Genomic DNA, 20,889 nt, shown 5'->3' on the forward strand with positions numbered 1-20,889 from the left:
TTCGGGGTCTTCATGGGAATGTTTCGGGCGTCATTCTCATGACCATCTTCCCTGAGATCGTGCTGAAATCGCGTGCCTTTTTCTCTCTCAAGAGGAAGTATATCTGAGATAGGCCAGAAATGCGACCTTTTTCAGGCATTTCTTGGCGCATTCTCCAAGTATCTTGGCGAATGTGTTGCGGAATCTGACGCGTAAAGAGAAATGGAAAACGGCAACAGCGTCCCTTGCGATGCTACGCCAAATTATGAGAGAAGCCGATTTGCTGAACGCGCCTGGTCGCGTGGCAGGTTATCTGGAAAACCGTGTTTTTGTCCCGATAAATGACAACATCTCTTGTTGTTGAATCTGCTGCTCTATCGTACCCCCGTTTCGGTTACATGTTCATGTTCCACACACAGTTTTGATAGACGAAAATATCCAGGACAAACCTGTCCGCATTCTTGTGAAAGACAATGGTGTCATCACCACCTTGGTTGAAATCGCTATCTTGTACAGCACCGGATGGCGTGAATTTAAGGCAGTAATTTCTGGTTGTATCGAAGGTCCAGTTCTGGGGGCCGGTTACACTTATCCAGGTGACAATATTGTTAGTATCCTGCTTTGTGCCAACGATGATATCGGACCCATCGTTAAATGTCGTATACACGACTGGCTGACCATATTTGCCAACGAAGTCCGAGACTGGCCCACCTATATGTGGCTGACCATCTGTCGCATTCATTTGAGGCTTCTTGGTTGGGGTTGGGGTGGGAACGCTGGTTGGGGTCGCGGTAGGAACGCTGGTTGGGGTTGTAGAGACCGCTGTACCTGGAGCACTGGTAGTCATGTGTTGAGTAGGGGTTGGGGGAACATTGGTAGCCGAGGCAGTTCCGCAACTACACAACAGTAATACCACAAGCAACATACCGCAGCCTAGCCCGATCATTTTCATAAGTTTTGTTTGGACATTGTACCACTGGTGGGATGAACGATGGCGTCGCGTTGGTGCGACAGACTTGCCAGAAGATGAATGGTGCATCGATAAAGCTCTCTCCGGGTTTATTGATGAGTATATATGACGGGCGCGCCTTTGGCAAGCCTCGAGGCGCTCTTGTGGGACAGGGGGCAGAACCAATGACAATCGCACGGCACGTGGGTTAGAGAAGGCGCATTGACTTGCTGCAGCCTGCGTTGGTCGCGCAACATCTTGCTTGTTGCCGCTATCCAGATCATAAGAATAACCAGGGGTCCCTTGTGCATACGCTGGGTGGGACTTGATGACACGATCCTCGGCGCGTGTCCCCTGGTCTTCTGATCGGCCTTCAGTATATCAACTGAGACAAGACAGGTTCAGAACTCCATAGTGCTCAGGTCGATCTCGTCGCCTGCGTGTGGCTCAGGATAGCCCAGCTCGTTGTACTTCTTGAGCACCGCCAGGATATCCTGCGCCAGCGGGGAACCGTCGATTAGGCCGATTTCAATCCGGTAGATCTTGGTGTCTGCCTTGACTGGCAGAGGGACAGAGATATCTGTGTAGATCAGGTGCTCTTTACTTTCGTAGGTATTCGTCTCGATCTTCTGAACTGCGGCATCGTTGAAGATGCTCAGTGCCTTCACTCCAAGTTCGCTGGCCTCTCGTTTTCGGCCCTGGGTCCCAAGCATTTTCGCGTCTCTGTAGAGGCCCTGAACTGTTTCAAGCTTTTTGTTTGTGAGTTGCATTGCCTGTTTCTCCTCCGTCAATTTGCTTCCATGCCTCAAGTATTGAGTCGAGCTGGTCTTTTGTAAACACACGTGTTTGCAGCCGCTCGCGCGTGTGCTTGACCAGGATGTGATATTTACCGCGCTGTTTTGCCCCTTGCTCCGCGCTGGCTTTAATACGAGGGAGGGCGCTGGCTTTGTCAGCCAGGCCCTGGGCTTCTTCTTGAGTAAAACTACGCATTTTACGCTGTCACCTTCTGTTTCGCTTCGCGCCGCTTTTTGAATTGCTCAATTTTCTTGCCAATGGCCTCAGATGCCTCTCCACGAGACCACATACAATGGCCTTCGTCATCCGTCGGATAGGCGACGTGATGTTTGTTCAGGAAGGCCATTTGTTCTTCGGATGGCGGGTTCAGGCGCCATGTAGCATTGCGGTCGACCAACATGACCGCTTTGGGATCGTCACGGAGCTTGAGGGCCTCGCTCTCCGCGAAGTTTTGTGCCCAGTCCAACGGTAGCGCCCTTTTTGACCACCATTGCTGTTCGTAAGCAGGCGCAAGCCTAGCCGCGACCTTCCACATGTTGGGGGCGTCTTTGGCAGGAATCAGCGCAATGCGATGTTTGAGTGCGCCAACCTCGACGACCCAATACCCGTGCTCATTCCGTTTCCAATCAAAGTGCTGCAGAATGTTGAGGACGATGTCCTTATCGCGTTGCTTCTGCTTGATCTTGCGCTCTTTCGGGTCGTCGCTCTTAGCCGCCTTGCGCTTCTCTTCTTCATCCTCTTCGCGGGCCAGCATATCCAAGAGCGACTCCTGGTCGCGCAGCTCCTTCCCGATGGCCTGCGCCAGCGTCACAGGTTGCAGGCGATGGTTGAGGATGTTATCGGTGATATCGAGCACCACACAATCTGATTTCCCAGGAGCCAGGCGCACCCCGCGTCCGATCTTTTGCACGACCAGGGCGCGCGATTTGGTGGGCCTGGCCAGGATTATGCAGGAGGTTATAGGGCAATTCCCAATAATGGCAACTTTGCCCTGCCGCCTTGTGATGATTGTGCTATTCTTGTTGCGGACACACCAGACAACTTCATTTTCTTGTGGATCCTCTAGTTGTATACGTGCGCTTCTTTTGTCTGAAGGGGTAGAAGTAATCCATTGAGCATCACGTATGGTTACTCGCCATACCTTTGTCCCTTTTGGCGTGATCACTTGTGTGCAGGTGGTAGCTAATCCTCTGATCACAGCCATATGCGTGTAAGCATTAGCTTTCCCTTTGTTTCCACACCATAGCCATCCTGCTTTATTTCCCTGACAGGAGCCGTCGCCCTTGAGCATTTCTTCCCAGAAGATGAGAAATTGTCTTTTATCCATGTTGTGGAGTAATGGAGAGACTGTTTTGCTTAAGTAAGGAGCATACTTAAACCATCCATTACGACGGACTGTACCTGTTCCCTTTGGAATATGAAATTCATGCAGAGGCAAATTATTGGGGCCTCCGAACCCTTTGATATTAACCCTAATGCGTTCACGAAAATCTAATCCTAGCCTCTGGAGCAAGTCTCGTATCTCGTTATGGTAATCCTTTGATTGGCAAATTGTTACGCATCCGTTGTGAAAACCACCATCAGTCATAAATCAGGCGATGAAGCGTATTTCGTCGTCTGTAAGTGGCAAGCCGGGCAAGCCCTCAAATTCGCCTGCAATAGGTAGAGCATATGAACTTTTCCTGTTTGCAAGCTGTCTACCTGTTTTTGTTAACCATGTTTGTGATAACGCTCCATTTTTGCCAGGATCGCGATACTTGATGTGAAATTCATGGCCCTCAGTTGTTCGAATATTGACATGTTGGCTTTGAATGGTTGCCATCTGCTCTCCAGGGTGAACCGGGCGTTCTATATAACTAAGCGCAGGGGTTATTTCGATCTTCCCAGTTTCCCGATTAAGCGAATACACATCTGTCCCTTTTTGTATTCCCCCTATTCCTTTCCATCCTTGGGGAGTAAGGATCTCAGTTTCCCGGTCTAAGCAGTCATAGCCCTCTGTGAGCACCTGGACGTTGCAAATCCCTTGCAGTTTGCCCGTTTCAAATGCTTGGAGCGTTTTAACACGGTCCTCTGAATCCATATCACCAGAAACAACGCCCGTAGAAATGCCCGCCTCATTAAATGCCGCGCAAATGTTATGCGCATGCCTTACAGTTACTCCAAAGCACAAGAACGGCCTGCCACTGGCGTACTCCTGGTAGGCCTCAACAATCCTGCTATTGCGTTCTGGATTGTCGATGGCGATCTCCAACTCGTGTTCGTTGTAGTCGCCGCCAGTGGTCTTGATCTGGTCCAGGTCCGTCTTTGTGCGGACCAGGATGGGCAGGATGTTGGTCAGAAAACCTTCGCGGACCATGTCCGTGATGTACGCGCTATAGATAGGCTCGTGGTCGACGATGGGCTTGCCATCGAGCCTATCCGGTGTGGCGGTCACAAACAGACGGAACGACCAGGGTAACACATCGAGCACGGTCTGGTATCCTGCCGCGGCTACGTGATGGCAGTTGTGAACTACGAAGCCGTTTGCTACATAGGTATGGAAGTCTTCGACTTCGAAATTGTAGACATAACCGTCTTTACACAGTCCTCCAAATGTTCCATCACTTCCAGGTTCGTAAACCTCAATACGGCCCACTTCTGCCCAGTAAGAAACTGTGTTTTCTTGACGTCCTGCGCTTGCCTGGCTAGCGTAGAGTGAGATGCTCCGTCCACCTCTATCGCTATCTTTAGCAAGGGGTTGGCTATGTCGATTTTGTAGCTGGTTGGATAGTGAAAAGGATTCTTGCGCGGGTGACCAGTTTTGATCACATATTCCATCTGCCAGTGAAGCGCCTCCGCTAGCATTTTCTGTGGAACTGTTGGACCCTTGCCATTTCCGCCTCTGACCCTGGGAGAGTGCCCTATGGCCTTGATTGTCGCTTGCATCTTCAGGCGCGCAGAGTCTTTCTTCATAGGGTTGTTGGCCTTCATCCTGGCTGAAGCGTACTTTCTGTTTGTCGCTGCCATCATTACAGATGACATTCGTGCGCGCGCTATATTGCTGCAATCCTTGGAATAGTAAACATTTCTCTTGGCCCTCCAACTGTCCACCTGTGATTTCTTCGTCAGAGTAAATGTTTCCCCGCAATTGGCGCATGTTGTTGATATTTCTATCATGTAAAAGCTTCTCCCCCAGGATAAGTTGATCTGCGTTTTTCCAGCCTGACTGTGTGTAGAAAGGGTGGTTTGGAGTGCAAACTACAGAATGACGACCACTCGTTATTTTGAGCAGTCGAGAGCCAACGACACGGCGAAAGGTACGTACTACCTTCTTATGTGCGAATGTGCCTGTTGTCTCATCAAAAGCGGTAACCAGGTCTCCAGCCTTGATCTGTTCAATGGGCTTGCCGTCGATTAGCGTCCCAGCAGGGAAGCACTCATCGACGATGACGAGCTGATAGTTGAAGTCGCGCAGGCTCTTGAGATGCTTTGGGCGCGAAACCGTGGCAATGCTGGCCACCGTAACAGGCGCGCCGTATTCCGCGATGCCACCACCGACGAGACCGATCAGCTGGTGCGGGTCGATCATGTGGTATTTGTCGCGCGCCTGGTTCAAGAGTTCCTGTCGGTGTGCTAATATAAGGGTGCTAAGGTTCTTCTGCCGCGTCGCAAGAAACTGGCGGATCTCAATCTCTATGCTTGCGAAAATCACCGTTTTGCCGCCTCCGGTTGGTAAGACGACCAGGGCGGTCTGCAAACGCGCCAGTTCCTGCTGGCGCGCTTCTGAAGCAGTGATCTCTTCGCGGGTGTGTAAGGTGAGAAATGCCCAAAAGTTCTTGAATTGGCTGACAACCTTCTCGACACATTCGGTTTGATAGGGCCTTAGCTGAATCTCCATCCTTGTTTTTCTCCTCTTTGCCTTGCCCTACCGTTCGATGGCGATGTAGTCGCTGAATGAAGGCGCGTCGATCAGGTACATCCCCTTGCCGTCATCCATTTTCTTCGCTTTTATAATGCCGGAATTGATGCGATCAATAATCATCCTGGAGGTAAGACCGGTCAGGTCTCTCGCCTCGGGGACGGTCAGCGTTAGCCGTCGCGGCAGATCCTCTCTGGTGATTCTCTTTCGTCTCATGAGCTGACAACCTTTCTATGAGTTTGTTTGTGTTCGTACGTAGTCATTTGAATACGTTGCTATTATACCCGTTGACTTTATATGATGTCAATGGTATGATTACGACAACGTATGGATACATACGAATGCAAACAACAACATAGAAACTTTTTAAGAAGGTTAAAAAAAGAAAGAAGGTTGTCAGCACATGGCTATTCGTCCAGTAAGCGGTTATGAGCGTTTGAAGCAGCTTCAGAAGGAACAAAAAGAGCGCGAAGAAAAGAAATCCACTACTTACACCAACCATTTCCTGCGCCTGGGTGATGGAGAGAGCGTCACGTTGCGTTTCCTCTACAACCTCATGACGGAGAATCATCAGCACGAAATGATCTCTATCAAAATGCATGACTACTGGGTGGAAGCGGATCGCCGCTTTGTCCAGGCCGTCTGTGCAGAGGAGGACGGCAAACAGTGCCACTGGTGTATGATTGCTAAGCGCGAAGTTGATAAGGCTAACGACCGTCCCCAGCGCAACAAAGTGGAGAAGGATGCTCGTTATACGGCCGTCAAAGCCGCGTATCAGAAGGCCGCGAAAGACCATTTTATCCTGCCGTGCTTTGTCTATGGTGTTGATGATGAGGGCAAAGAGACTGCTACGCCTCATCTCCTCGATGTAAAGTGGTCTGTCCTGCCTACCCTGGAGAAGTTGTTTGAGTCTGGCTTGGCATCCCCCAACGGGAAGGTTCACGACATCACAACGACCGATTTTACCTATTCCCGCGAGCTACAGAATGGCCGTACGGTTTATTCTCTCGTCCCAACTGGTTATGCCCCTCGTAACCTTCCCCGCCCTCCTTTCGAGCGTATCATGCAGATGATCATGGAAGATCGCCCTATTCGCGAACTGGATTCAACCGCTGGCAACGCGAGCACGCCCCCCGCATTTGCAGAAGAGGATGATGATGAAGAACATCCCTTCTGATTCCCACATTCGCGTCCAGGATGCCTTGATCCAGGCGCAATTCACCAACTACTTCGCGAAGTGGGGAGCCTCAAGCTCCCCATGCACAAAGCTTCATGCCAGCTCCCTAATTGTTCCCAGTTCTGAGTGGTGTTATCGCGAGCACTATCTATGTGAGCGCAACCAGGCTGAAGTTGAACCGGCAGAGCCAGTGAGCCCACACCTCAATGCCATATTCCTGAATGGCTGGTCACTTCACAAGAAATGGCAGTTTGACCTCTTCAAAAAGCATTGACGCGTGGTGCGGCGAGGGCACCAATACTGCCTGGATCTAACCCATGAGCATGAAGAGTACAACATGGTCTATTCACCTGATGCGATCCTGGAAATCTACGGAAAATGGTGGCCCATCGAAATCAAGGGGATAAATACGCAGGAATACCAGGCCGCGTGCGACTTGCCCCTGCTTGAGGCGATCCCCTGAGGCAAAGAGTATCTGTTGGTCTCCGGCCAGATGCCAGGCGCACTGCACATGCAGAGCATACGTCCCAACCTCATACGTTTGGGTGCGGCAAGTTTTTTTGCGCGCTGTTACACAATCAAGTTGTGCTATCTATACTTTAAGATGACACTTCACTGGTTGGTTGTGTCACTAACAGGCAGGAGCACTCAACAAGAAAGTTATTGATTGATCTTGGGCTAGATGCTCAACCTGAATTGGAGGGACGTGAATGGCTGATAAACTTTTTGAGGATCCAAGACTTGCTGTTATCTACGACCCGTTTGATCCTGATCGCTCCGACCTAGAGGCTTACGAGTCTATGGTCGACGAGTTTGGTGCTCGTTCTGTACTTGACATTGGCTGTGGAACAGGAATATTTGCTTGCCGTCTCGCTGCCCGCGGCTTCGAGGTGAGTGGACTCGATCCAGCCGAAGCCTCACTCAAGGTGGCTCAAACGAAACCTTGGTCTGACCGCGTCAAATGGATTCACGGCAATGCGTTAAACCTTCCTCCTTTGACGATTGACCTCGCGACGATGACTGCTAACGTTGCCCAGGTCTTTCTGACGGACGAGGAGTGGAAGGAGACCCTCCTTGCGGTTCGGGCGGTATTGCGACCAGGTGGACGGTTGGTGTTTGAAACGCGGAACCCCAAGGCGCAGGCGTGGCTGAAATGGAACCGGGAGAACACCTACAAGCGCGTTGACATACCCAATTGTGGCGTTGTCGAAGGATGGGTTGACGTTACTGACGTTCAAAATTCCTTCGTGTCTTTCCGATGGACGTATATTTTCGAGAGCGATGGTGCCGTAATCACGTCAGACTCAACGTTGCGCTTTAGAAGTCGTGAGGAGATTACCAATTCGCTCAGGGCTGTAGGAATGTCTCTGGATGAGGTACGAGAAGCCCCTGACCGTCCGGGACGCGAATTTGTCTTTATTGCACGCCGCCCGACGACTTAACTGGTAAATTAACTGAAGGGTGGACCGATTTTGCACTGAAGGGTGAAATTTTGATCTGAAGGATGGAAATCGACGGTTCTCAGAGAGGCCATGCCGCTTCTGATGCGGCTTCTTCCATTGTCATCTTGTAAATGGGACCCCTTTTGCTTGGGCTCGCAAAAGTGAGCTTGTGCGTTTTTTGATCCTGCAAATCGTTGCTTGGCTGAGATGCAGATGAAGACAGATGGTTGAGAATCCCACTGCTGCCTGCAATGGGAAACAGATCGAAGCCTGGCTGATGCCGCGCGCGAGCACAATGCTCAAGTATGACCGACATCTAAGCCGAATGTACACGTTTGCGTTCAATAAAACCAAGCCTGGGGCGGGATGGGGAAGCGGCTTCATAGAGATTTCCATCCTTCAGATCAAAATTTCACCCTTCAGTGCAAAATCGGTCCACCCTTCAGTTAATTTACCATTAACTCGATTTGGATGCCAAGAACATTCTTAGGTGCCCACTGTAAGCCCTAACGTAAGCGCGAAATGAAACGAGCTTGGAGATGGGCATTTTCATGATCTCAATCGTGAAAAATTCCAACGTAACTGCGAAAAAGAGCACACATTCTTCCGTAACTGCGAAAAAGAGCAGCGCGGCTAGAAGGCCCTTAGTTAAGGAAGAACCCATATAGCCGCAAAGTAGATAAGTGCGGCACAGTTTTCGCAAAGGCCAATTGAACCGCGCTTATAATCTCTCTTATCGGCGCAGTTTTCCATTTCCATGTCGAGTTATCGGCAGAGCTGGCACTGTTATCCCGCCAAAAACTGTGCCGATAATCCAACTGGACCGAGAAGAGAGCCATTTTTCAGGCTCATCTGCAAAACTGTGCTGCACTTATCCACTTTGCGGCTACGAAGCTGCTATCCTCACTCAGAGCCTACAAGAAGAGGCGTACCAATCACACGCCTTACCAGAGCAGCGATCTTGGGTCCGCCTGGATGGAGGTCTTCCTCACCCTCTACACCATCTGCCACACCTGCACTGTCTTGTCAGCAGAGCCGGATGCTATCCGCTTCTTATCCGGGGACCACGCCACTGCATCCACAGCGTTAGAGTGCCCTTGGTACGTAAAAGCAAGACTTCCATCGCTCGTGTTCCACACTTGCACGGTCTTGTCAGCAGAGCCGGATGCTATCCACTTCCCATCCGGCGACCACGCTACTGCATACACTATGTCAGTGTGACCTTGGTAGGTAAAAAGCTGGCCCAGATGTTCGCGCCAAAACAGGAATCCGCCGGTCCCACCCCCAACAAGCGTCACTGCACCTAAGGCCCCGATGAGAAGCATGCTGCGGCGCGATAGAGTGGGCTTGTTTGTCATCTTTCCTGGCGTTGGAATAGCAGGCGATCTCGATAGCACAGGTGCGGGTGAGGAAGTGAAGCGATCAGGCTGTGTTGGGTTCGTCAAGGCAGATCCCACCGGTTGTTGTGATCGAGGGATCGGCCCTGTCGCTGTGAAAGGTGGGGGCAGCGTTGTACGTGTGGGCGGTGGGGGAGTCTCTAACCGTGAGGAGGACTCGAACGGTCGCGGGCGTTCGGCTGGCAGCTGATCCTGACTAGCCTGCTCCAGTGCTGTGGCGAAGGCGCTGACCGAGGCAAAACGCTCCTCTGGTTGTTTCGCCAGAGCGGTCAAGACCATATGGTCGAGATCGCGCGAGAGGAGGGGAACCTTTTCCCGCAAGGACGGTGGGGGAACCGTCAAATGCTGGCCCACCAGTTCTGGAAATGATCCATGAAAGGGGCGATCTCCACTCAGCCACTCATAGACGACGATCCCTAACGCATACTGGTCACTGGCTGCACGCGGCTTCCCCTGGATCTGTTCCGGGGCCGAATAGGCCATCGTTCCCGCCATCTCCTTCGTGCTCTGGTAGCGCGAACTCTGCGCAATCAAGGCGATGCCAAAATCACTCAGGAGAATGTTCCCATGCTCATCCAGCAGTATATTTTCCGGCTTGATATCCCGGTGAATGACTTTGCGATCATGAGCAGTAGGGTAAGAGGCCGGGTCCTGATGATTCAGGAGCACCAACCCCTCCCCTCCGAACGCAGCATGCACCTTTCGATGCACTACGCTCTCCAGAGGCCAGTGTCTTTTCAACACGACTCCCACAGCGGTCTTTTGACACATCCATGTCAACCGCCACTTTTGAGTCTGGCCTCCTGCGACCCTTTGTCAGATAAAATCCGACTCGTATGGTCGCTCCGTCACCTTGCGCTTTACAGCGTTTAGGCGATCCCTCAGTTCCTCCAAATGTCTCAGTCTGTACGTAGGTGCCCATTTCGTCACTTCCTGCTCCTTGCAGGCTGGCTCCAACGAGAGCTTGCAGGGGAAGTAGTACCGTTCCCCTGCACGTTGAACACAGGCGATAGTCCCTTCTCCTGTGGGCTGGCATTTTTCCGCCATGACTTGGATTCAGCCAATCAAGACTTCACCTTATACAGCTTCGCTTGACTTCCCTCTGGCTCCTGGGACTGGAGCTTCACCAGCATTTTACACGACATGCTACTTTCCCTTCAGTCCTTTCGGTTGAAGGTATCTCCGTCCACTTACGTGGGCGAATAAGTCGCTGTGTTACTCACCTTGCTCTAGTGAGCTTACCCCGACGGGTAAGAGAGACATTTGTGGCACAAAGGCGCACTACTGCAATGCCTCTGTCACCTGCTTCACATAGCTGACCACCGTCTTCACGGGCAACTGGGCTCCTCGGGGATGACGAGTGCGCAGCGTGCCATGGTGGGCATAATCCATTACCAGATAAGGAGTCCGTCCCTCGATCCCAAAATCGAGGACACGGATAATATGGGGGTGCTTGAGGCTTGCCAGCAGGCGAGCCTCAAGCTGGAATTGCATCACGTCTTCCTGCCCCACTTGGGTGTGTAACACTTTGATCGCAACAGTCGTCCCCAGGAGGGTATGTTCTCCCAAATACACCTCCGCGAATCCACCCTCACCAAGCAAACGGGTAAGACGATAATTCCCCAGGTGCTGCCCAATTCGATCCATCCTAGTAGTCAGTCCAGTTTGATTTTTGGCGAGGGGTACAAATCATGCATCTGAGCACGAGCATCAGCACAGGTAAAGCGCCAATGGATCTGGCAGCGTTGTGCATTGCGTTCGCTGGCCAGGGCCTCAATGTGCTGCCACAGATGTTCAAAGCTTTTGACCCGTTTGGACAAACAGCCCCGCTCAAAGATGCTGATCTCGATCTCGGCCATATTGAGCCAACTCCCATGCTTGGGGGTATAATGCACTTCCAGCCGTTTCCAGATGCGCTGGGCTTCCTCGGGAGGGAACGCCTCGTAGAGGCTGCCCACCGTATGAGTGTTGAGGTTGTCCATGACCAGGCGAATGACGCGAGCATCAGGATAGACCTCATCCACCAGCCAGCGGATCGTCTGGGCTCGCATCTAGCCTGGTGCGCTGGTCGGTCATCTCGACACAACGGCGACCAGCCAGGGGCTCGACGAACACAAACAGATTGGCGGTCCCCAACCGCTCATATTCGTAATCAGAACGTTGGGGAGATCCCGGTTTCACGGGCAGAGGCTCACGAACCTCTCCATGGACCACCAGCGGCTTCTCGTCAAAACAGACCAAAGGTGCTTCTGGATCATATCCGGTGACCGTGGGTCGGCATGTGCTTATCCAGCAACTCGGCCAATTTCATGCGCTGCATATGTGTGATCAACAGCGGGATATCATCCATACGTTCTGTCTCTATGCTCAGGGCTTCTTTCATGCCCTTCAGCTTACCAGAATTTGAAAATGGCGCCCAGATTTAAGCGAACGGTGAGTATAAGGAAAAATAAAGAGAAAATATATATACTTTTCTCTACTTCTCTACTTCTCTTTTTCTCTATCTTTTTAAGGCCCTATAAAGCTTGCCTGCTTAAGCACAAAAAAAAGAGAGACATTCCAGGCCCTGGAATGTCTCTCTCGCAAATTGCAATCTCTAAAAGGATATGGTCTCAGTGTACCATCTCGCTCAAGCCAGGTTTTAGGGCAAAAGAAAGCGAGACCACTGCAATAATCTCGCTTCCCAGGTCTATCAGTATGGAGGTAGGGGTAAAAATGGAGTCAGGTCGATGGAAGAAACAACTGCCTGAAGCATATCATTCTGCGCAAGGCAGGTTTTATGCGTTGACTTCCATGTATGTGTATGTTATCATACGTATACAAATGAATGCATACGAAGTCAATGGAACTTCGCAAGCAAGAAAAAAGGAGCCGACGCATTCGGCTCCAGGATTCTCAAAGAGCCCTGCCAGGCTCTCAAGAAAGGTGATAGGTTATTATGGTACTTCAGATCGCACGCGAACGCAAGTCAACAACATCAATCCCCGCACCAGCTCCCGTTGAGCGTGAAGCTCGCCAGGTCATTCTCTCCACGTACACGCCCCAGCAGATCGCCACCCACGGCATGAAATTTTGCTGCAACCATTGGTGGCATGGCGATACCTGCCTCTATGGCAATCACTCTTTGGCGAAGTAGGCACGGACAATAGCAAGACCGGAGGAGCATAACAGCTCCTCCCACCTGGATCAAGGAGAAGGAACGATGGCAAAGACAAAGCTTTACGAAGTGAGCCTGGAGACCAATTCGCAAGGGCTGGTCTTCTGCGTGCCGGTTGAGGCCACCAGCGCGAAGGCTGCGAAAGAGGAGATAGTCAGGCAGCAGTTTGGCTACTCATCCGAAGCTTTCGAGAAGTGCCTGAATGCCAAGAAGGTCGAGACCTTTGAAGAGGAATAGTACACACACCGGGCGGAGTTGCGCGCTCCGCCCCTGGAGGATAAAGCGATGGAATGGGAAGACACCATCATTTGCATGCAGATCGAAGAGCTTGAGGCCCAGCGCGAGCGCGAACTAGACGAGGCTGCGTTGACGGCAGACTACATGGCCGCCAGTGGCCTGTTTTAAGGAGAGGAGGCCAGCGCGCAATGATGACAGATCCTGAGCAGCACCGATTGAACCGCCTCATTGGCATACGTCGCACTGGCGAGGGCGGAGACTTCCCCAGGTCAGCGACCGAGGGCCAACTATATCGCCTGGCCAGGCAACTACAGAACGCACACGAAGCAGAGTTGGATTACTACCGCGCACATCACGCGCGCAAGCATAACAAGCGAGGGTACTAACATGACAGCAGCAACAATCGCAACCCAGCGCGATCTTCTTTCCGAGTATGTCGAGGCCCTGGAGCAGGGCGACAACGCAACAATCAACGGGATCCTCGGCCAGACTGAGGTAGGTAGCCCGCTGGACGACGCCATTTATACCTTCCATCGCAACTATGATTCGTCCGTTAGTTTTGAAGATCACCTGGAGCAGATGCGTGCCTCGGGCCAGATCGGGGAGTAGCGCGTGAGCAGTAACAGCGTAGCACAGGGCCGCGACGACGAGGATCGCGGCCAGCAGCACCAGGCGATAGTGGATCCGGTACTCGCCTACGTCCAGGCCTGGGACGCCAAGCGTTTCGGCGACCTGGAGCGGATTCTCAACAGCGCAGGCAGGGAGGAAGGAGCGCTGTGTGTCGCATTTCGTGCAATCTTTCTCATTTTTGATCCAGCAATCCCGTATACTGAGCAACTTCTGAAGTTCCGGGCAACCGGCCACATAGGAGCGTAAACGATGTTGGATTTTAAACAAATTGGCCCTCGTGCGAAACAGACGCGCCTGGCGGCCAACCTGACCCTGGACCAGGCCGCCGCCGCGCTCGCGATGCCAGCGGTCACTGCGCAGGACCTGGCGCGTTTCGAGAATGGCGCGCCCCTCTCTGCTGTTGTGCTCATTAAATTAGCCTGTAACGTCTACAAGTGCCAGCTCGCGACACTACTCCACGGTCCCTATCCCTATACGACTGAACAAGAGTGGATCCAGGCGTACCTGCGCGCCGAGGTCAGCGAGGACATCCTGGCCGATGGCCTGAAGATTGATCGCCTTGAGGCGCGCGATCGTGTGCGCTTATATGAGGAACAGACGGGAGTAAGGTAGCTATGGCGAAGCAGCAAGAACCCAAACCAGAGAACGTGAAAAACTTCATTGTTGTGGTCAGTGTGAATGACTACGATGCGCCCACCGAGGTGTACACATTTCATGGGACCTATCGCCGGGCTTGCAAAAAGGCGGTTGAACAGTTTCTGGCTGAACATTCTACCTATGAGTACGAGAGAGATAAGCAGGGTCTCACGCCACAACTTGTTGCTGCGCATCTATAAGTAGACATCTTGCTTGAGCTATCAACTTATAGATGCGCGGGGTGTCTACTAGAGTGACGCCCTGATCATATCCTTTGTTTTCTACTGTCGCAGTGAAGTGGATAAGGTAATCTATCACATTGTAGGAAGAATTGCACAGACGCGGCCAGCTCAATCGGAAGGTCACTTTCCTGTGGTGTCATCCTCTTTTTCCTCCACTATTGTGAGCCACGGCAGCACGAATAAGATCTTTCAAAGCAGACTCATCAACTGTGTGGCCCTCACGGAAATCAATCGCTCGCGTTTTTTTCGCATCCAGACCTGCATTGAAGAGTTTCTGCGGATCTTCCAGGAAAGCGCCTTGAAAAAAGTTCATTTTGATGGTTTGCTTGAAAGCGCCAACAGCACAAACAAGTCCCTGGTGAGACCATACCGCAGTCTCCCACTTCCATTCCTCAGTGATGTCAGGGTCGGCCTCCAGGATAAGTTTGCGCAATCGGGTCATCATGTGGCCGCGCCAGTCATTAAGCGCTGCAATTTGCTGGTCGATACGTTCAGATGGATTCATGTATTTCTCCTTTAGGAAATGGCTCTGGAGGACTCTTCAAGCCCTTCACAGCACTGTTCTCGTTGATGGGAAAAGATGCGCTTATCAGTTTGATCTGCCTCATGCTTCATGCTTGTTCACTAGATCGAAATACCTCATCAATTTCTCCTTTCACCAAAAGTGGACACTTCTTTTCGTTTGAGGTTTGCAGATGGTGCAGAAGCTTGGGCGTTAGAGTTTCCATATCCGCAGTTGGGTATATGCTACCTCGGTCTGGCTTGTACCAGAATAGGGTCCCAGGCCACTCAACGTTTCTACACATCAAGAATGGGACGAAAGGTCGTGCTTGCGCTTAATGCTTAATAAGGAACAAACGAGTTCCACGTTAGATGTGCAAAGGACAGTTGTGATCCAAGACGTTGGTCGAGTAGGCTGAAACCTTGATCTAGGCTCTAAGCATCAATCGACGCTTGATGCTCCCAATCCCCAATTGCTATAGAATGCTCGCGTAGTTCGGTGGCAAAACGTTCTTGGATCGTGGTCAGGAGCTCATCAATAGAGATCGGCAAGATGCGCTGGCTGAAACCAAATGGAAGGGAAGAATTTAAGTATCTGAAGAGCGTAAAGCGAGTAAAGGGATTTAATGCTACTTTGGATCGTGAGAGCACTTCTTCTCTATTCCAGAGCACGATCATTAAAAAAGGTGAGCCCATGAACGTTGAAGGGGATAGTGCCTTAATCTCTGCCCACCTGATCAGAAAAGAGTCACGAGAGGTAAAGATGCCTTTATGATTAATATGTAGATACGATGAGTGACTACGTAACTTGCGGATCAGTTGGGTCAAAAGCGCACCACACATCAAGAGGAGGAAGACAAGGCCCCAGATATCGAACATCATTTCCTGAGTGTCGGCAGCCAACCTTAAGAAAATCCGAACGCTGAAGAAGCCAATGCCAAATACAAGAGCTATCCAGAATAAACGTGAACGAATGAATTTGGGAGTTGGCTGGTCCTGAACGGTGATGAGAGGAATAACTATTTCATCTTGGAATACCTGCATTGGATATCCTTTCCAATGGAGCATTTTGCATCTCCATCTGTTTCTCTTCATGAGGAGGAGGACTCACTCAAAGCTAGCAACGTCTTCTCTCATCTTGTCTTCTGGATACCTTTTTGGTGAGGCTCTCCTTGCATTTGCAAGTATAGCAGGCTGAGGATGTCTCAGTCTAGATGTGCAACTTTATGGCTGGCCTGAAACCCTGGAAACAGGGAGTCTGCCCATGAGAGAACCTGCGCATCTGAAATGAGACTGGGGAGTCAGATTCCTGCTCACCGTTCTCATTCTAGATGCGCAGATGATCGACTGGCGTGAAACCCTGGGAAACCCTGAGAAAAAACAGGATATGGAAGAAACCTATGTTACCGTCACGGAATTCACACGAAAGAGCATACCATGTGGCACAAGGCAGGTTCGTTGGAATGGCTTGCGGAGCCAACATAGATGCCATGAACAATGTAGAAATCTGACAGCAGTGTTGACGGCAAATAACGTGATATCCTATGTGATATTGTGTAATCTATGGACAATTAAAGATGACGCAAACGTGCTTGAAAAGACGGTGTGGAAAGATGCAAGGATGAGGTAAAACAGTACCTCGATTTGGCACAGAAATCGAGGTAGCGCAGGAATGTCTTTGCTGGCCCTTTATGGTACAACTAGGCAGTGTTCTGGAGGGAGCTCCACCCACACTTTGGCTTGGAGCTGGTACTGTGATGCGGCGAAGGCCTGGATATGCTGTTTCTCTCCATTCCCTACCTCTACCAGCGTTCGCCAGCGTCCTCCAACAAAGGATGAATAGGTAACGGTGCCAGCGAAGATGTTAGGATGCTCACCGTGAGGAACTTCTGGATGCAGCAAGATATTGGCCGGGCGGCAGATGAGATGGACCTGCTGATCAATGCGTAGATCATGGCTGGCCTGGTGAGGCGAGCCAAGCAGTGTGAGATTGTCAAAATAGTGGTTGTCGAGTTGGATATGTAAGCTACTTTCCGCCTGCTGCACAAGCTGTCCTTGAAGGGTATTCACTGGACCCATAAATGAGGCCACAAACTTATTGGTAGGTTGTAGATAGAGATCGGTAGGTGTGCCAACCTGCTGAATCTGACCATCACGTAGCACAACAATACGATCCGACATGGTCATGGCCTCGTTTTGATCGTGCGTGACATTGATGGCGGTAATCTTGAGCTGCTTGAAGAGCTGAACGAGTTCCGCCCCCATGGTCTCGCGCAGGGATGTATCCAGGCTCGAAAGTGGCTCGTCGAGGAGGAGCAGGCGCGGGGCTGTTGCCAGGGCGCGCGCCACCGATACCCGCTGTTGTTGACCTCCCGAGAGCTGATACGGGTAACGCTTCCCCATACCCGGCAAATTCACCAGCTCCAATAGCTCTTCAACGCGTTTTTTGATGTAGGCGCGTGGTTTGCGCCGAAGTTGCAGGCCAAAGGCGATATTATTAAACACAGTCATATGAGGCCAGAGCGCGTAATCTTGGAAGACCATGCCCAGGTCGCGCTCCTCAACGGGAAGTTCACGTGATCCGTCATAGAAGACGCGGTCCCCCACCTCGATAGAGCCACTCGTGGGAGTGATGAGGCCCGCAATCATTCTAAGGATCGTAGTCTTACCGCAGCCTGATGGCCCCAGGAGGGAGAGGATCTCTCCCTCTTCCATCGTCATATCCACATTAGATACGACCGGTCGTGACCCGTAATTCTTGCTCAGTTGTTTGATCTTCAGGTACATAAATGGGTTTTCTCCGCGCTTGTGCTTGTGTCACCTGGCGAGCTAGCCAGGGAAGGAAACGTATGATGATAAGGGCCAGGGTAACGAGGCCGATATTGAGCATCGCCAGCGCCATGCCGGGACCTAGCTTAAAGGTATCGAAGAGGGCAATGATGCGTACAGGCATCGTTGGCTGTCCGGGTGGATAGAGAAGCTCGGAAGCAGCTAGCTCAAACATGGTTCCCGTAAAGACGAGTAACCAGATGGAGACCAGGCTTGAGCGCAGGAGCGGTCCAACGATGCGCATCAGCAGTTGAGGGAGGCTTGCCCCCTGGACACGTGCCGTTTCGAGCATTGTTTGCCCGATTTGATCCAGCGCCCCTGAGCCTAAACGCGTGGCATAGGGCAGGCTACCCCCAACGTAGGCCGCTAGCAGGACCCAGACCGTGCCATAGAACTGGATGCCTATTGGGCCACCGATGCCAATATACTCCAGGTATGGAGCGTTCCAGGCAAAGATATAGCCGCAGGCAAGGATAATGCCCGGCACTGCAATCATGAGCAGCGTTACAAGACTAAGTACCTGGCGCCCGGGTATCTGTGTGCGCTTAATAATGAAGGCCAGTGGCAGACCCACCAGGGCGGTAATCGAGGCGTTTGTCAGGGCGAGCCAGAGTGTACGCAGCAAGGCGTCCAGGTCGTCGGACCCATTTGCCAGGACCACCGTATAATTATCCAGGGTCCAGTTGTTGGCTGTCAGACCTTGCCCGAAGGCATGCAGTAATGATAATACCAGGCACATGCTTAACGGGATTAGCAATGCGACTACGAAAACAGCGATACAGAAGATGGTCGCCGGCCATTTCCATACACCCAGCGCGAGCATGTGGGCCGGCTTGTTTTTGCCGCTGATAACCTGGAAGGAACGTGTGCGCAGTACGGCTGATTGGAGCAGGAGCGCCAGACCAATAGCGATAAACAAGAAGAGCGAGAGTGAGGCCGCCAGTCCGAAATCAACGGGCGAGGTATTAATCGATGTATAGATCTGGTAGGTGACAAGGATCACATTTGAACTCTGGGCGATGGTGGCCGCTGTGCCAAAGTCAGAGAGAGCCTCGGCAAAGGCGATCAGCCCTGCCGCCAGGATAGCGGGCAGAAGGAGAGGCATATTGATAGAGAGCCATGCGCGCCAGCTGCGCGCGCCTACGATACGGGCCGCATCCTCAAACTCTGAACCTAGCCAGTGCAGAGCCGCTGTCACAGAAAGGTAGACGTAGGGAAAGCTCTTTAGACTGAGAATGAAGATCACCCCAGCAGGCGAGAAGAAGCCATTGATCAATGCCGCCGGGAAGTGGAAGTATTGATCGGGTATGCCGCCGCGAATGAAGATCAGCGACCAGGCCTCGCCAAGCAAGAACGAGGGCGTAAAGAAGACAATCCAGACCAGGGTATCCATGCTCCGGCGAAGCGGTAGGTCTGTACGCCTCGCGAGAAACGCCAGCAGCGTGCCTAAAGCACAGGCGATGAGTGCAGTCACCAGGCCTATCCAGAGCGAATTGAAGAAAGCCAGATAGTTTTCTGAGTTAGTGAAGACTTTCGTAAGCGCTTCCAGGCTAAACTCCAGGTTGGGGAGCGGATCATAGATGTGGGGAAAGATGCTCTGGAGGATGATGGCCGCCAGAGGATAGAGCACAAAGAGCAGCAGCAGTAGCAGCGGAAGTGCTATTATAAGAAACTGGCCGCCTCTACGCAGTAAGATGCGCCAAAAAGGTAAGGGCCTGGAGGCAGTAGCATCTGCTACTGCCTCCATTGCCACCTGATCTGTTACTGTCGAACGATGTTGTCGTGGAACCATTGTTTTAGCTCATTCTCCACACTAGCCCACTTGGGAACGTCCAGGGTGACAAAGTTGATACCATCTGTCTGGCGAGAGACGATAGGGGTGACTCCTTTGATGATCTCAACAAAGTACGTATCGCCATCCGTAGGATCATGATTGACTGCTACTGTCTGACCGGCGGATGAGATGATCCAGTTGACAAACTGCTGGGCGCAAGCGCTGTGCCGGCTGTTTGCGGCGATACCGATCTCGCTGGGCAGTGATGTGACGCCAGAGGTGGGATAGATAATGCCCAGGGGTTGTCCAGCCTTTTTCGCAGAATAATAGATACTATCCTGTACAATCGCGAACTCGCGCGCGCCCGTCTCGACGCTATTCAAGGTTGGATCATTGGTCTGGAAGATCTTATCGCCATTGGCTTTGAGCTGCTGGAAGAACTGCTTGCCCTGATCCTCGCCGCCCATCACCTGAGAGACACCCGAGATAAAGGGATACGCGGGTCCAGAGAACGCGGGATCGTTTTCGGCGAGCAGGTTTTTATACTCTGATTTGGTAAGATCCTGCCAGTCCTTGGGGAGCCCGGCGGCTGGGATATGTTTGGTGTTATAAACGATGGCGCCAGCCGCAGTAAGGCCCGTAGGATAGTAGGCGTGATCGCTGGGAACGTTGCTCATGCCCTGCGTGGTATAGTTGTTGATATTGGGTGAGTTCCATTTCAGCAAGTAGCCCTGGTCATCAAGGGTCTGCATGGTTACATTGCCATCGAACCAGGTTACATCCCACTGAGGATTATTGCGCTCAGCCGAGATCTTGGCCAGGAGATTGCCAGTGCTATCATCGACCAGTTTGACATGAATACCCGTTTGTTTCTGGAAGGCTTTGGCGGCATCCGAGTCATAGCCGATAGCCGAATAGAGCGTGAAGCCTGTTTGCTTATCACAACTGGCAGCGCTTTGCGTGTTATTTGATGTAGCGTTGGAGGTGTTTCCGCCGCAGGCAACAAGTAAGCTCGCTATACAAGCGAGCAAAAATAATACATTGAAACGTGGCCTGCGTGCCAAGGCAAGGTGTATACCCATTACGATGTGTAACTCCTTAGATAAAGAAAATTTCGCAGTAGAGCAGCGAAAGGCTGGAGAGGATGTCTCACGTTACACATTGTAAAAGCCCAAAGTTAATCCAAGTTAATCAAAATGTTAATGAATTGTAATATTTGTTACATTAGAATACTTGTTACATGCTA

Annotated in this window: 28 protein-coding genes and 1 pseudogene; 11 read left to right on the top strand and 18 right to left on the bottom strand. The window is 51.6% G+C overall.

The genetic code is table 11. The annotated features are described in order from the left end of the window. Positions 1–373: 373 nt before the first annotated feature. The 8 genes and pseudogenes from KRAC_RS73075 to KRAC_RS52120 all read right to left on the bottom strand — a co-directional run bounded on the left by KRAC_RS73075 (position 374) and on the right by KRAC_RS52120 (position 5,837). Positions 374–1,018, bottom strand: a complete 645-nt coding sequence (locus KRAC_RS73075) for a hypothetical protein (protein ID WP_007921112.1) — start codon at positions 1,016–1,018, stop codon at positions 374–376. Positions 1,019–1,329: 311 nt separating this feature from the next. Further along, the gene (locus KRAC_RS52100) at positions 1,330–1,698 is read right to left on the bottom strand and encodes a hypothetical protein (RefSeq protein WP_007921113.1); all 369 of its coding nucleotides are present in this window, start codon (positions 1,696–1,698) and stop codon (positions 1,330–1,332) included. Next, positions 1,673–1,918 (bottom strand): hypothetical protein, encoded by a 246-nt coding sequence (locus KRAC_RS52105; protein ID WP_007921121.1) that lies wholly within the window; start codon positions 1,916–1,918, stop codon positions 1,673–1,675. Before KRAC_RS52105 ends, KRAC_RS52100 begins: the two co-directional genes overlap by 26 nt. A gap of 1 nt (position 1,919) precedes the next feature. Beyond that, positions 1,920–3,050 (bottom strand): DEAD/DEAH box helicase, encoded by a 1,131-nt coding sequence (locus tag KRAC_RS52110; RefSeq protein WP_040447549.1) that lies wholly within the window; start codon positions 3,048–3,050, stop codon positions 1,920–1,922. 264 nt (positions 3,051–3,314) lie between these two features. Next, positions 3,315–4,358: a helicase-related protein gene (locus KRAC_RS80445; protein ID WP_420795880.1), complete on the bottom strand. Its 1,044-nt coding sequence runs from the start codon at positions 4,356–4,358 to the stop codon at positions 3,315–3,317. After that, positions 4,250–4,879 carry an endonuclease domain-containing protein gene (locus KRAC_RS80450; protein WP_420795881.1) on the bottom strand — a complete coding sequence of 210 codons (630 nt, stop codon included), beginning with the start codon at positions 4,877–4,879 and terminating at the stop codon, positions 4,250–4,252. Before KRAC_RS80450 ends, KRAC_RS80445 begins: the two co-directional genes overlap by 109 nt. A gap of 4 nt (positions 4,880–4,883) precedes the next feature. Continuing rightward, positions 4,884–5,600, bottom strand: a pseudogene (locus KRAC_RS80455) (DEAD/DEAH box helicase family protein); the annotation flags it as partial. 27 nt (positions 5,601–5,627) lie between these two features. Continuing rightward, positions 5,628–5,837, bottom strand: a complete 210-nt coding sequence (locus tag KRAC_RS52120) for a hypothetical protein (protein ID WP_007921130.1) — start codon at positions 5,835–5,837, stop codon at positions 5,628–5,630. Positions 5,838–6,024: 187 nt separating this feature from the next. On the opposite strand from KRAC_RS52120, the gene KRAC_RS52125 reads away from it, so the two are divergent. The 4 genes from KRAC_RS52125 (at position 6,025) to KRAC_RS52135 (ending at position 8,240) form a co-directional block, all read left to right on the top strand. After that, positions 6,025–6,798: a hypothetical protein gene (locus KRAC_RS52125; RefSeq protein WP_007921132.1), complete on the top strand. Its 774-nt coding sequence runs from the start codon at positions 6,025–6,027 to the stop codon at positions 6,796–6,798. Then, the gene (locus tag KRAC_RS52130; RefSeq protein ID WP_157508087.1) at positions 6,773–7,072 is read left to right on the top strand and encodes a hypothetical protein; all 300 of its coding nucleotides are present in this window, start codon (positions 6,773–6,775) and stop codon (positions 7,070–7,072) included. Before KRAC_RS52125 ends, KRAC_RS52130 begins: the two co-directional genes overlap by 26 nt. 63 nt (positions 7,073–7,135) lie before the next feature. Then, positions 7,136–7,261: a hypothetical protein gene (locus KRAC_RS78860; RefSeq protein WP_007921136.1), complete on the top strand. Its 126-nt coding sequence runs from the start codon at positions 7,136–7,138 to the stop codon at positions 7,259–7,261. 247 nt (positions 7,262–7,508) lie between these two features. Next, positions 7,509–8,240, top strand: coding sequence for a class I SAM-dependent methyltransferase (locus KRAC_RS52135; RefSeq protein WP_007921138.1), 732 nt, complete (start codon positions 7,509–7,511; stop codon positions 8,238–8,240). A gap of 995 nt (positions 8,241–9,235) precedes the next feature. Here the strand turns inward: KRAC_RS52135 and KRAC_RS52145 are convergent. The 5 genes from KRAC_RS52145 to KRAC_RS73085 all read right to left on the bottom strand — a co-directional run bounded on the left by KRAC_RS52145 (position 9,236) and on the right by KRAC_RS73085 (position 11,878). Beyond that, the gene (locus KRAC_RS52145; protein ID WP_007921140.1) at positions 9,236–10,306 is read right to left on the bottom strand and encodes a serine/threonine-protein kinase; all 1,071 of its coding nucleotides are present in this window, start codon (positions 10,304–10,306) and stop codon (positions 9,236–9,238) included. Next, positions 10,260–10,559, bottom strand: coding sequence for a hypothetical protein (locus KRAC_RS80460; protein WP_007921141.1), 300 nt, complete (start codon positions 10,557–10,559; stop codon positions 10,260–10,262). The genes KRAC_RS52145 and KRAC_RS80460 overlap by 47 nt, the downstream gene beginning before the upstream one ends. Before the next feature lie 359 nt (positions 10,560–10,918). Beyond that, on the bottom strand, positions 10,919–11,284 hold the full coding sequence (locus tag KRAC_RS52155; RefSeq protein ID WP_007921143.1) for a protein kinase domain-containing protein: 366 nt from the start codon (positions 11,282–11,284) through the stop codon (positions 10,919–10,921). Between the two features lie 8 nt (positions 11,285–11,292). Beyond that, positions 11,293–11,688, bottom strand: coding sequence for a transposase (locus KRAC_RS73080; protein ID WP_157508089.1), 396 nt, complete (start codon positions 11,686–11,688; stop codon positions 11,293–11,295). Continuing rightward, entirely contained in the window at positions 11,654–11,878 is a 225-nt protein-coding gene (locus KRAC_RS73085) for a hypothetical protein (protein WP_157508091.1), read from the bottom strand. The genes KRAC_RS73080 and KRAC_RS73085 overlap by 35 nt, the downstream gene beginning before the upstream one ends. Positions 11,879–12,575: 697 nt before the next feature. Here KRAC_RS73085 and KRAC_RS52165 point away from each other — a divergent pair. The 7 genes from KRAC_RS52165 (at position 12,576) to KRAC_RS52195 (ending at position 14,497) form a co-directional block, all read left to right on the top strand. Further along, entirely contained in the window at positions 12,576–12,773 is a 198-nt protein-coding gene (locus tag KRAC_RS52165) for a hypothetical protein (RefSeq protein ID WP_040447553.1), read from the top strand. A 66-nt stretch (positions 12,774–12,839) separates the two neighbouring features. Next, entirely contained in the window at positions 12,840–13,031 is a 192-nt protein-coding gene (locus KRAC_RS52170; protein ID WP_007921148.1) for a hypothetical protein, read from the top strand. Between the two features lie 188 nt (positions 13,032–13,219). Next, entirely contained in the window at positions 13,220–13,417 is a 198-nt protein-coding gene (locus KRAC_RS52175) for a hypothetical protein (RefSeq protein ID WP_007921152.1), read from the top strand. 1 nt (position 13,418) lies between these two features. After that, on the top strand, positions 13,419–13,640 hold the full coding sequence (locus tag KRAC_RS52180) for a hypothetical protein (RefSeq protein ID WP_007921153.1): 222 nt from the start codon (positions 13,419–13,421) through the stop codon (positions 13,638–13,640). Between the two features lie 3 nt (positions 13,641–13,643). Further along, complete coding sequence (locus KRAC_RS52185; protein ID WP_007921154.1) at positions 13,644–13,907, top strand: hypothetical protein; 264 nt, start codon at positions 13,644–13,646, stop codon at positions 13,905–13,907. Between the two features lie 3 nt (positions 13,908–13,910). Further along, positions 13,911–14,273: a hypothetical protein gene (locus KRAC_RS52190; protein WP_007921155.1), complete on the top strand. Its 363-nt coding sequence runs from the start codon at positions 13,911–13,913 to the stop codon at positions 14,271–14,273. Positions 14,274–14,275: 2 nt separating this feature from the next. Then, positions 14,276–14,497, top strand: a complete 222-nt coding sequence (locus KRAC_RS52195) for a hypothetical protein (protein ID WP_007921156.1) — start codon at positions 14,276–14,278, stop codon at positions 14,495–14,497. 178 nt (positions 14,498–14,675) lie between these two features. Here the strand turns inward: KRAC_RS52195 and KRAC_RS52200 are convergent, their stop codons facing one another. The 5 genes from KRAC_RS52200 to KRAC_RS52220 form a co-directional block, all read right to left on the bottom strand. Beyond that, a complete protein-coding gene (locus KRAC_RS52200; RefSeq protein ID WP_007921157.1) occupies positions 14,676–15,044 on the bottom strand; it encodes a DUF1801 domain-containing protein in 369 nt (122 codons plus the stop codon). Between the two features lie 431 nt (positions 15,045–15,475). Further along, a complete protein-coding gene (locus KRAC_RS52205) occupies positions 15,476–16,084 on the bottom strand; it encodes an STM3941 family protein (protein WP_007921158.1) in 609 nt (202 codons plus the stop codon). A gap of 645 nt (positions 16,085–16,729) precedes the next feature. Then, entirely contained in the window at positions 16,730–17,827 is a 1,098-nt protein-coding gene (locus KRAC_RS52210; RefSeq protein WP_007921159.1) for an ABC transporter ATP-binding protein, read from the bottom strand. Then, complete coding sequence (locus tag KRAC_RS52215) at positions 17,769–19,661, bottom strand: ABC transporter permease (protein ID WP_040447555.1); 1,893 nt, start codon at positions 19,659–19,661, stop codon at positions 17,769–17,771. Before KRAC_RS52215 ends, KRAC_RS52210 begins: the two co-directional genes overlap by 59 nt. Beyond that, positions 19,631–20,725: an extracellular solute-binding protein gene (locus tag KRAC_RS52220; RefSeq protein WP_007921161.1), complete on the bottom strand. Its 1,095-nt coding sequence runs from the start codon at positions 20,723–20,725 to the stop codon at positions 19,631–19,633. Before KRAC_RS52220 ends, KRAC_RS52215 begins: the two co-directional genes overlap by 31 nt. Positions 20,726–20,889 lie beyond the last annotated feature (164 nt).

The sequence above is a fragment of the Ktedonobacter racemifer DSM 44963 genome, assembly GCF_000178855.1.
GTDB lineage: Bacteria > Chloroflexota > Ktedonobacteria > Ktedonobacterales > Ktedonobacteraceae > Ktedonobacter > Ktedonobacter racemifer.

Coding starts and splice junctions, on each gene's coding strand:
- KRAC_RS52205 (WP_007921158.1), bottom strand. CDS start 16,084: ATGCAGGTATTCCAAGATGAAATAGTTATTCCTCTCATCACCGTTCAG.
- KRAC_RS52200 (WP_007921157.1), bottom strand. CDS start 15,044: ATGAATCCATCTGAACGTATCGACCAGCAAATTGCAGCGCTTAATGAC.
- KRAC_RS52125 (WP_007921132.1), top strand. CDS start 6,025: ATGGCTATTCGTCCAGTAAGCGGTTATGAGCGTTTGAAGCAGCTTCAG.
- KRAC_RS52190 (WP_007921155.1), top strand. CDS start 13,911: ATGTTGGATTTTAAACAAATTGGCCCTCGTGCGAAACAGACGCGCCTG.
- KRAC_RS52175 (WP_007921152.1), top strand. CDS start 13,220: ATGATGACAGATCCTGAGCAGCACCGATTGAACCGCCTCATTGGCATA.
- KRAC_RS52155 (WP_007921143.1), bottom strand. CDS start 11,284: ATGGATCGAATTGGGCAGCACCTGGGGAATTATCGTCTTACCCGTTTG.
- KRAC_RS52110 (WP_040447549.1), bottom strand. CDS start 3,050: ATGGATAAAAGACAATTTCTCATCTTCTGGGAAGAAATGCTCAAGGGC.
- KRAC_RS52180 (WP_007921153.1), top strand. CDS start 13,419: ATGACAGCAGCAACAATCGCAACCCAGCGCGATCTTCTTTCCGAGTAT.
- KRAC_RS80460 (WP_007921141.1), bottom strand. CDS start 10,559: ATGGGCACCTACGTACAGACTGAGACATTTGGAGGAACTGAGGGATCG.
- KRAC_RS73080 (WP_157508089.1), bottom strand. CDS start 11,688: ATGCGAGCCCAGACGATCCGCTGGCTGGTGGATGAGGTCTATCCTGAT.
- KRAC_RS52210 (WP_007921159.1), bottom strand. CDS start 17,827: ATGTACCTGAAGATCAAACAACTGAGCAAGAATTACGGGTCACGACCG.
- KRAC_RS52220 (WP_007921161.1), bottom strand. CDS start 20,725: ATGGGTATACACCTTGCCTTGGCACGCAGGCCACGTTTCAATGTATTA.
- KRAC_RS52135 (WP_007921138.1), top strand. CDS start 7,509: ATGGCTGATAAACTTTTTGAGGATCCAAGACTTGCTGTTATCTACGAC.
- KRAC_RS78860 (WP_007921136.1), top strand. CDS start 7,136: ATGGTCTATTCACCTGATGCGATCCTGGAAATCTACGGAAAATGGTGG.
- KRAC_RS52215 (WP_040447555.1), bottom strand. CDS start 19,661: ATGGTTCCACGACAACATCGTTCGACAGTAACAGATCAGGTGGCAATG.
- KRAC_RS52105 (WP_007921121.1), bottom strand. CDS start 1,918: ATGCGTAGTTTTACTCAAGAAGAAGCCCAGGGCCTGGCTGACAAAGCC.
- KRAC_RS52120 (WP_007921130.1), bottom strand. CDS start 5,837: ATGAGACGAAAGAGAATCACCAGAGAGGATCTGCCGCGACGGCTAACG.
- KRAC_RS52130 (WP_157508087.1), top strand. CDS start 6,773: ATGATGATGAAGAACATCCCTTCTGATTCCCACATTCGCGTCCAGGAT.
- KRAC_RS52165 (WP_040447553.1), top strand. CDS start 12,576: ATGGTACTTCAGATCGCACGCGAACGCAAGTCAACAACATCAATCCCC.
- KRAC_RS73075 (WP_007921112.1), bottom strand. CDS start 1,018: ATGCACCATTCATCTTCTGGCAAGTCTGTCGCACCAACGCGACGCCAT.
- KRAC_RS52195 (WP_007921156.1), top strand. CDS start 14,276: ATGGCGAAGCAGCAAGAACCCAAACCAGAGAACGTGAAAAACTTCATT.
- KRAC_RS52100 (WP_007921113.1), bottom strand. CDS start 1,698: ATGCAACTCACAAACAAAAAGCTTGAAACAGTTCAGGGCCTCTACAGA.
- KRAC_RS52170 (WP_007921148.1), top strand. CDS start 12,840: ATGGCAAAGACAAAGCTTTACGAAGTGAGCCTGGAGACCAATTCGCAA.
- KRAC_RS80450 (WP_420795881.1), bottom strand. CDS start 4,879: ATGATAGAAATATCAACAACATGCGCCAATTGCGGGGAAACATTTACT.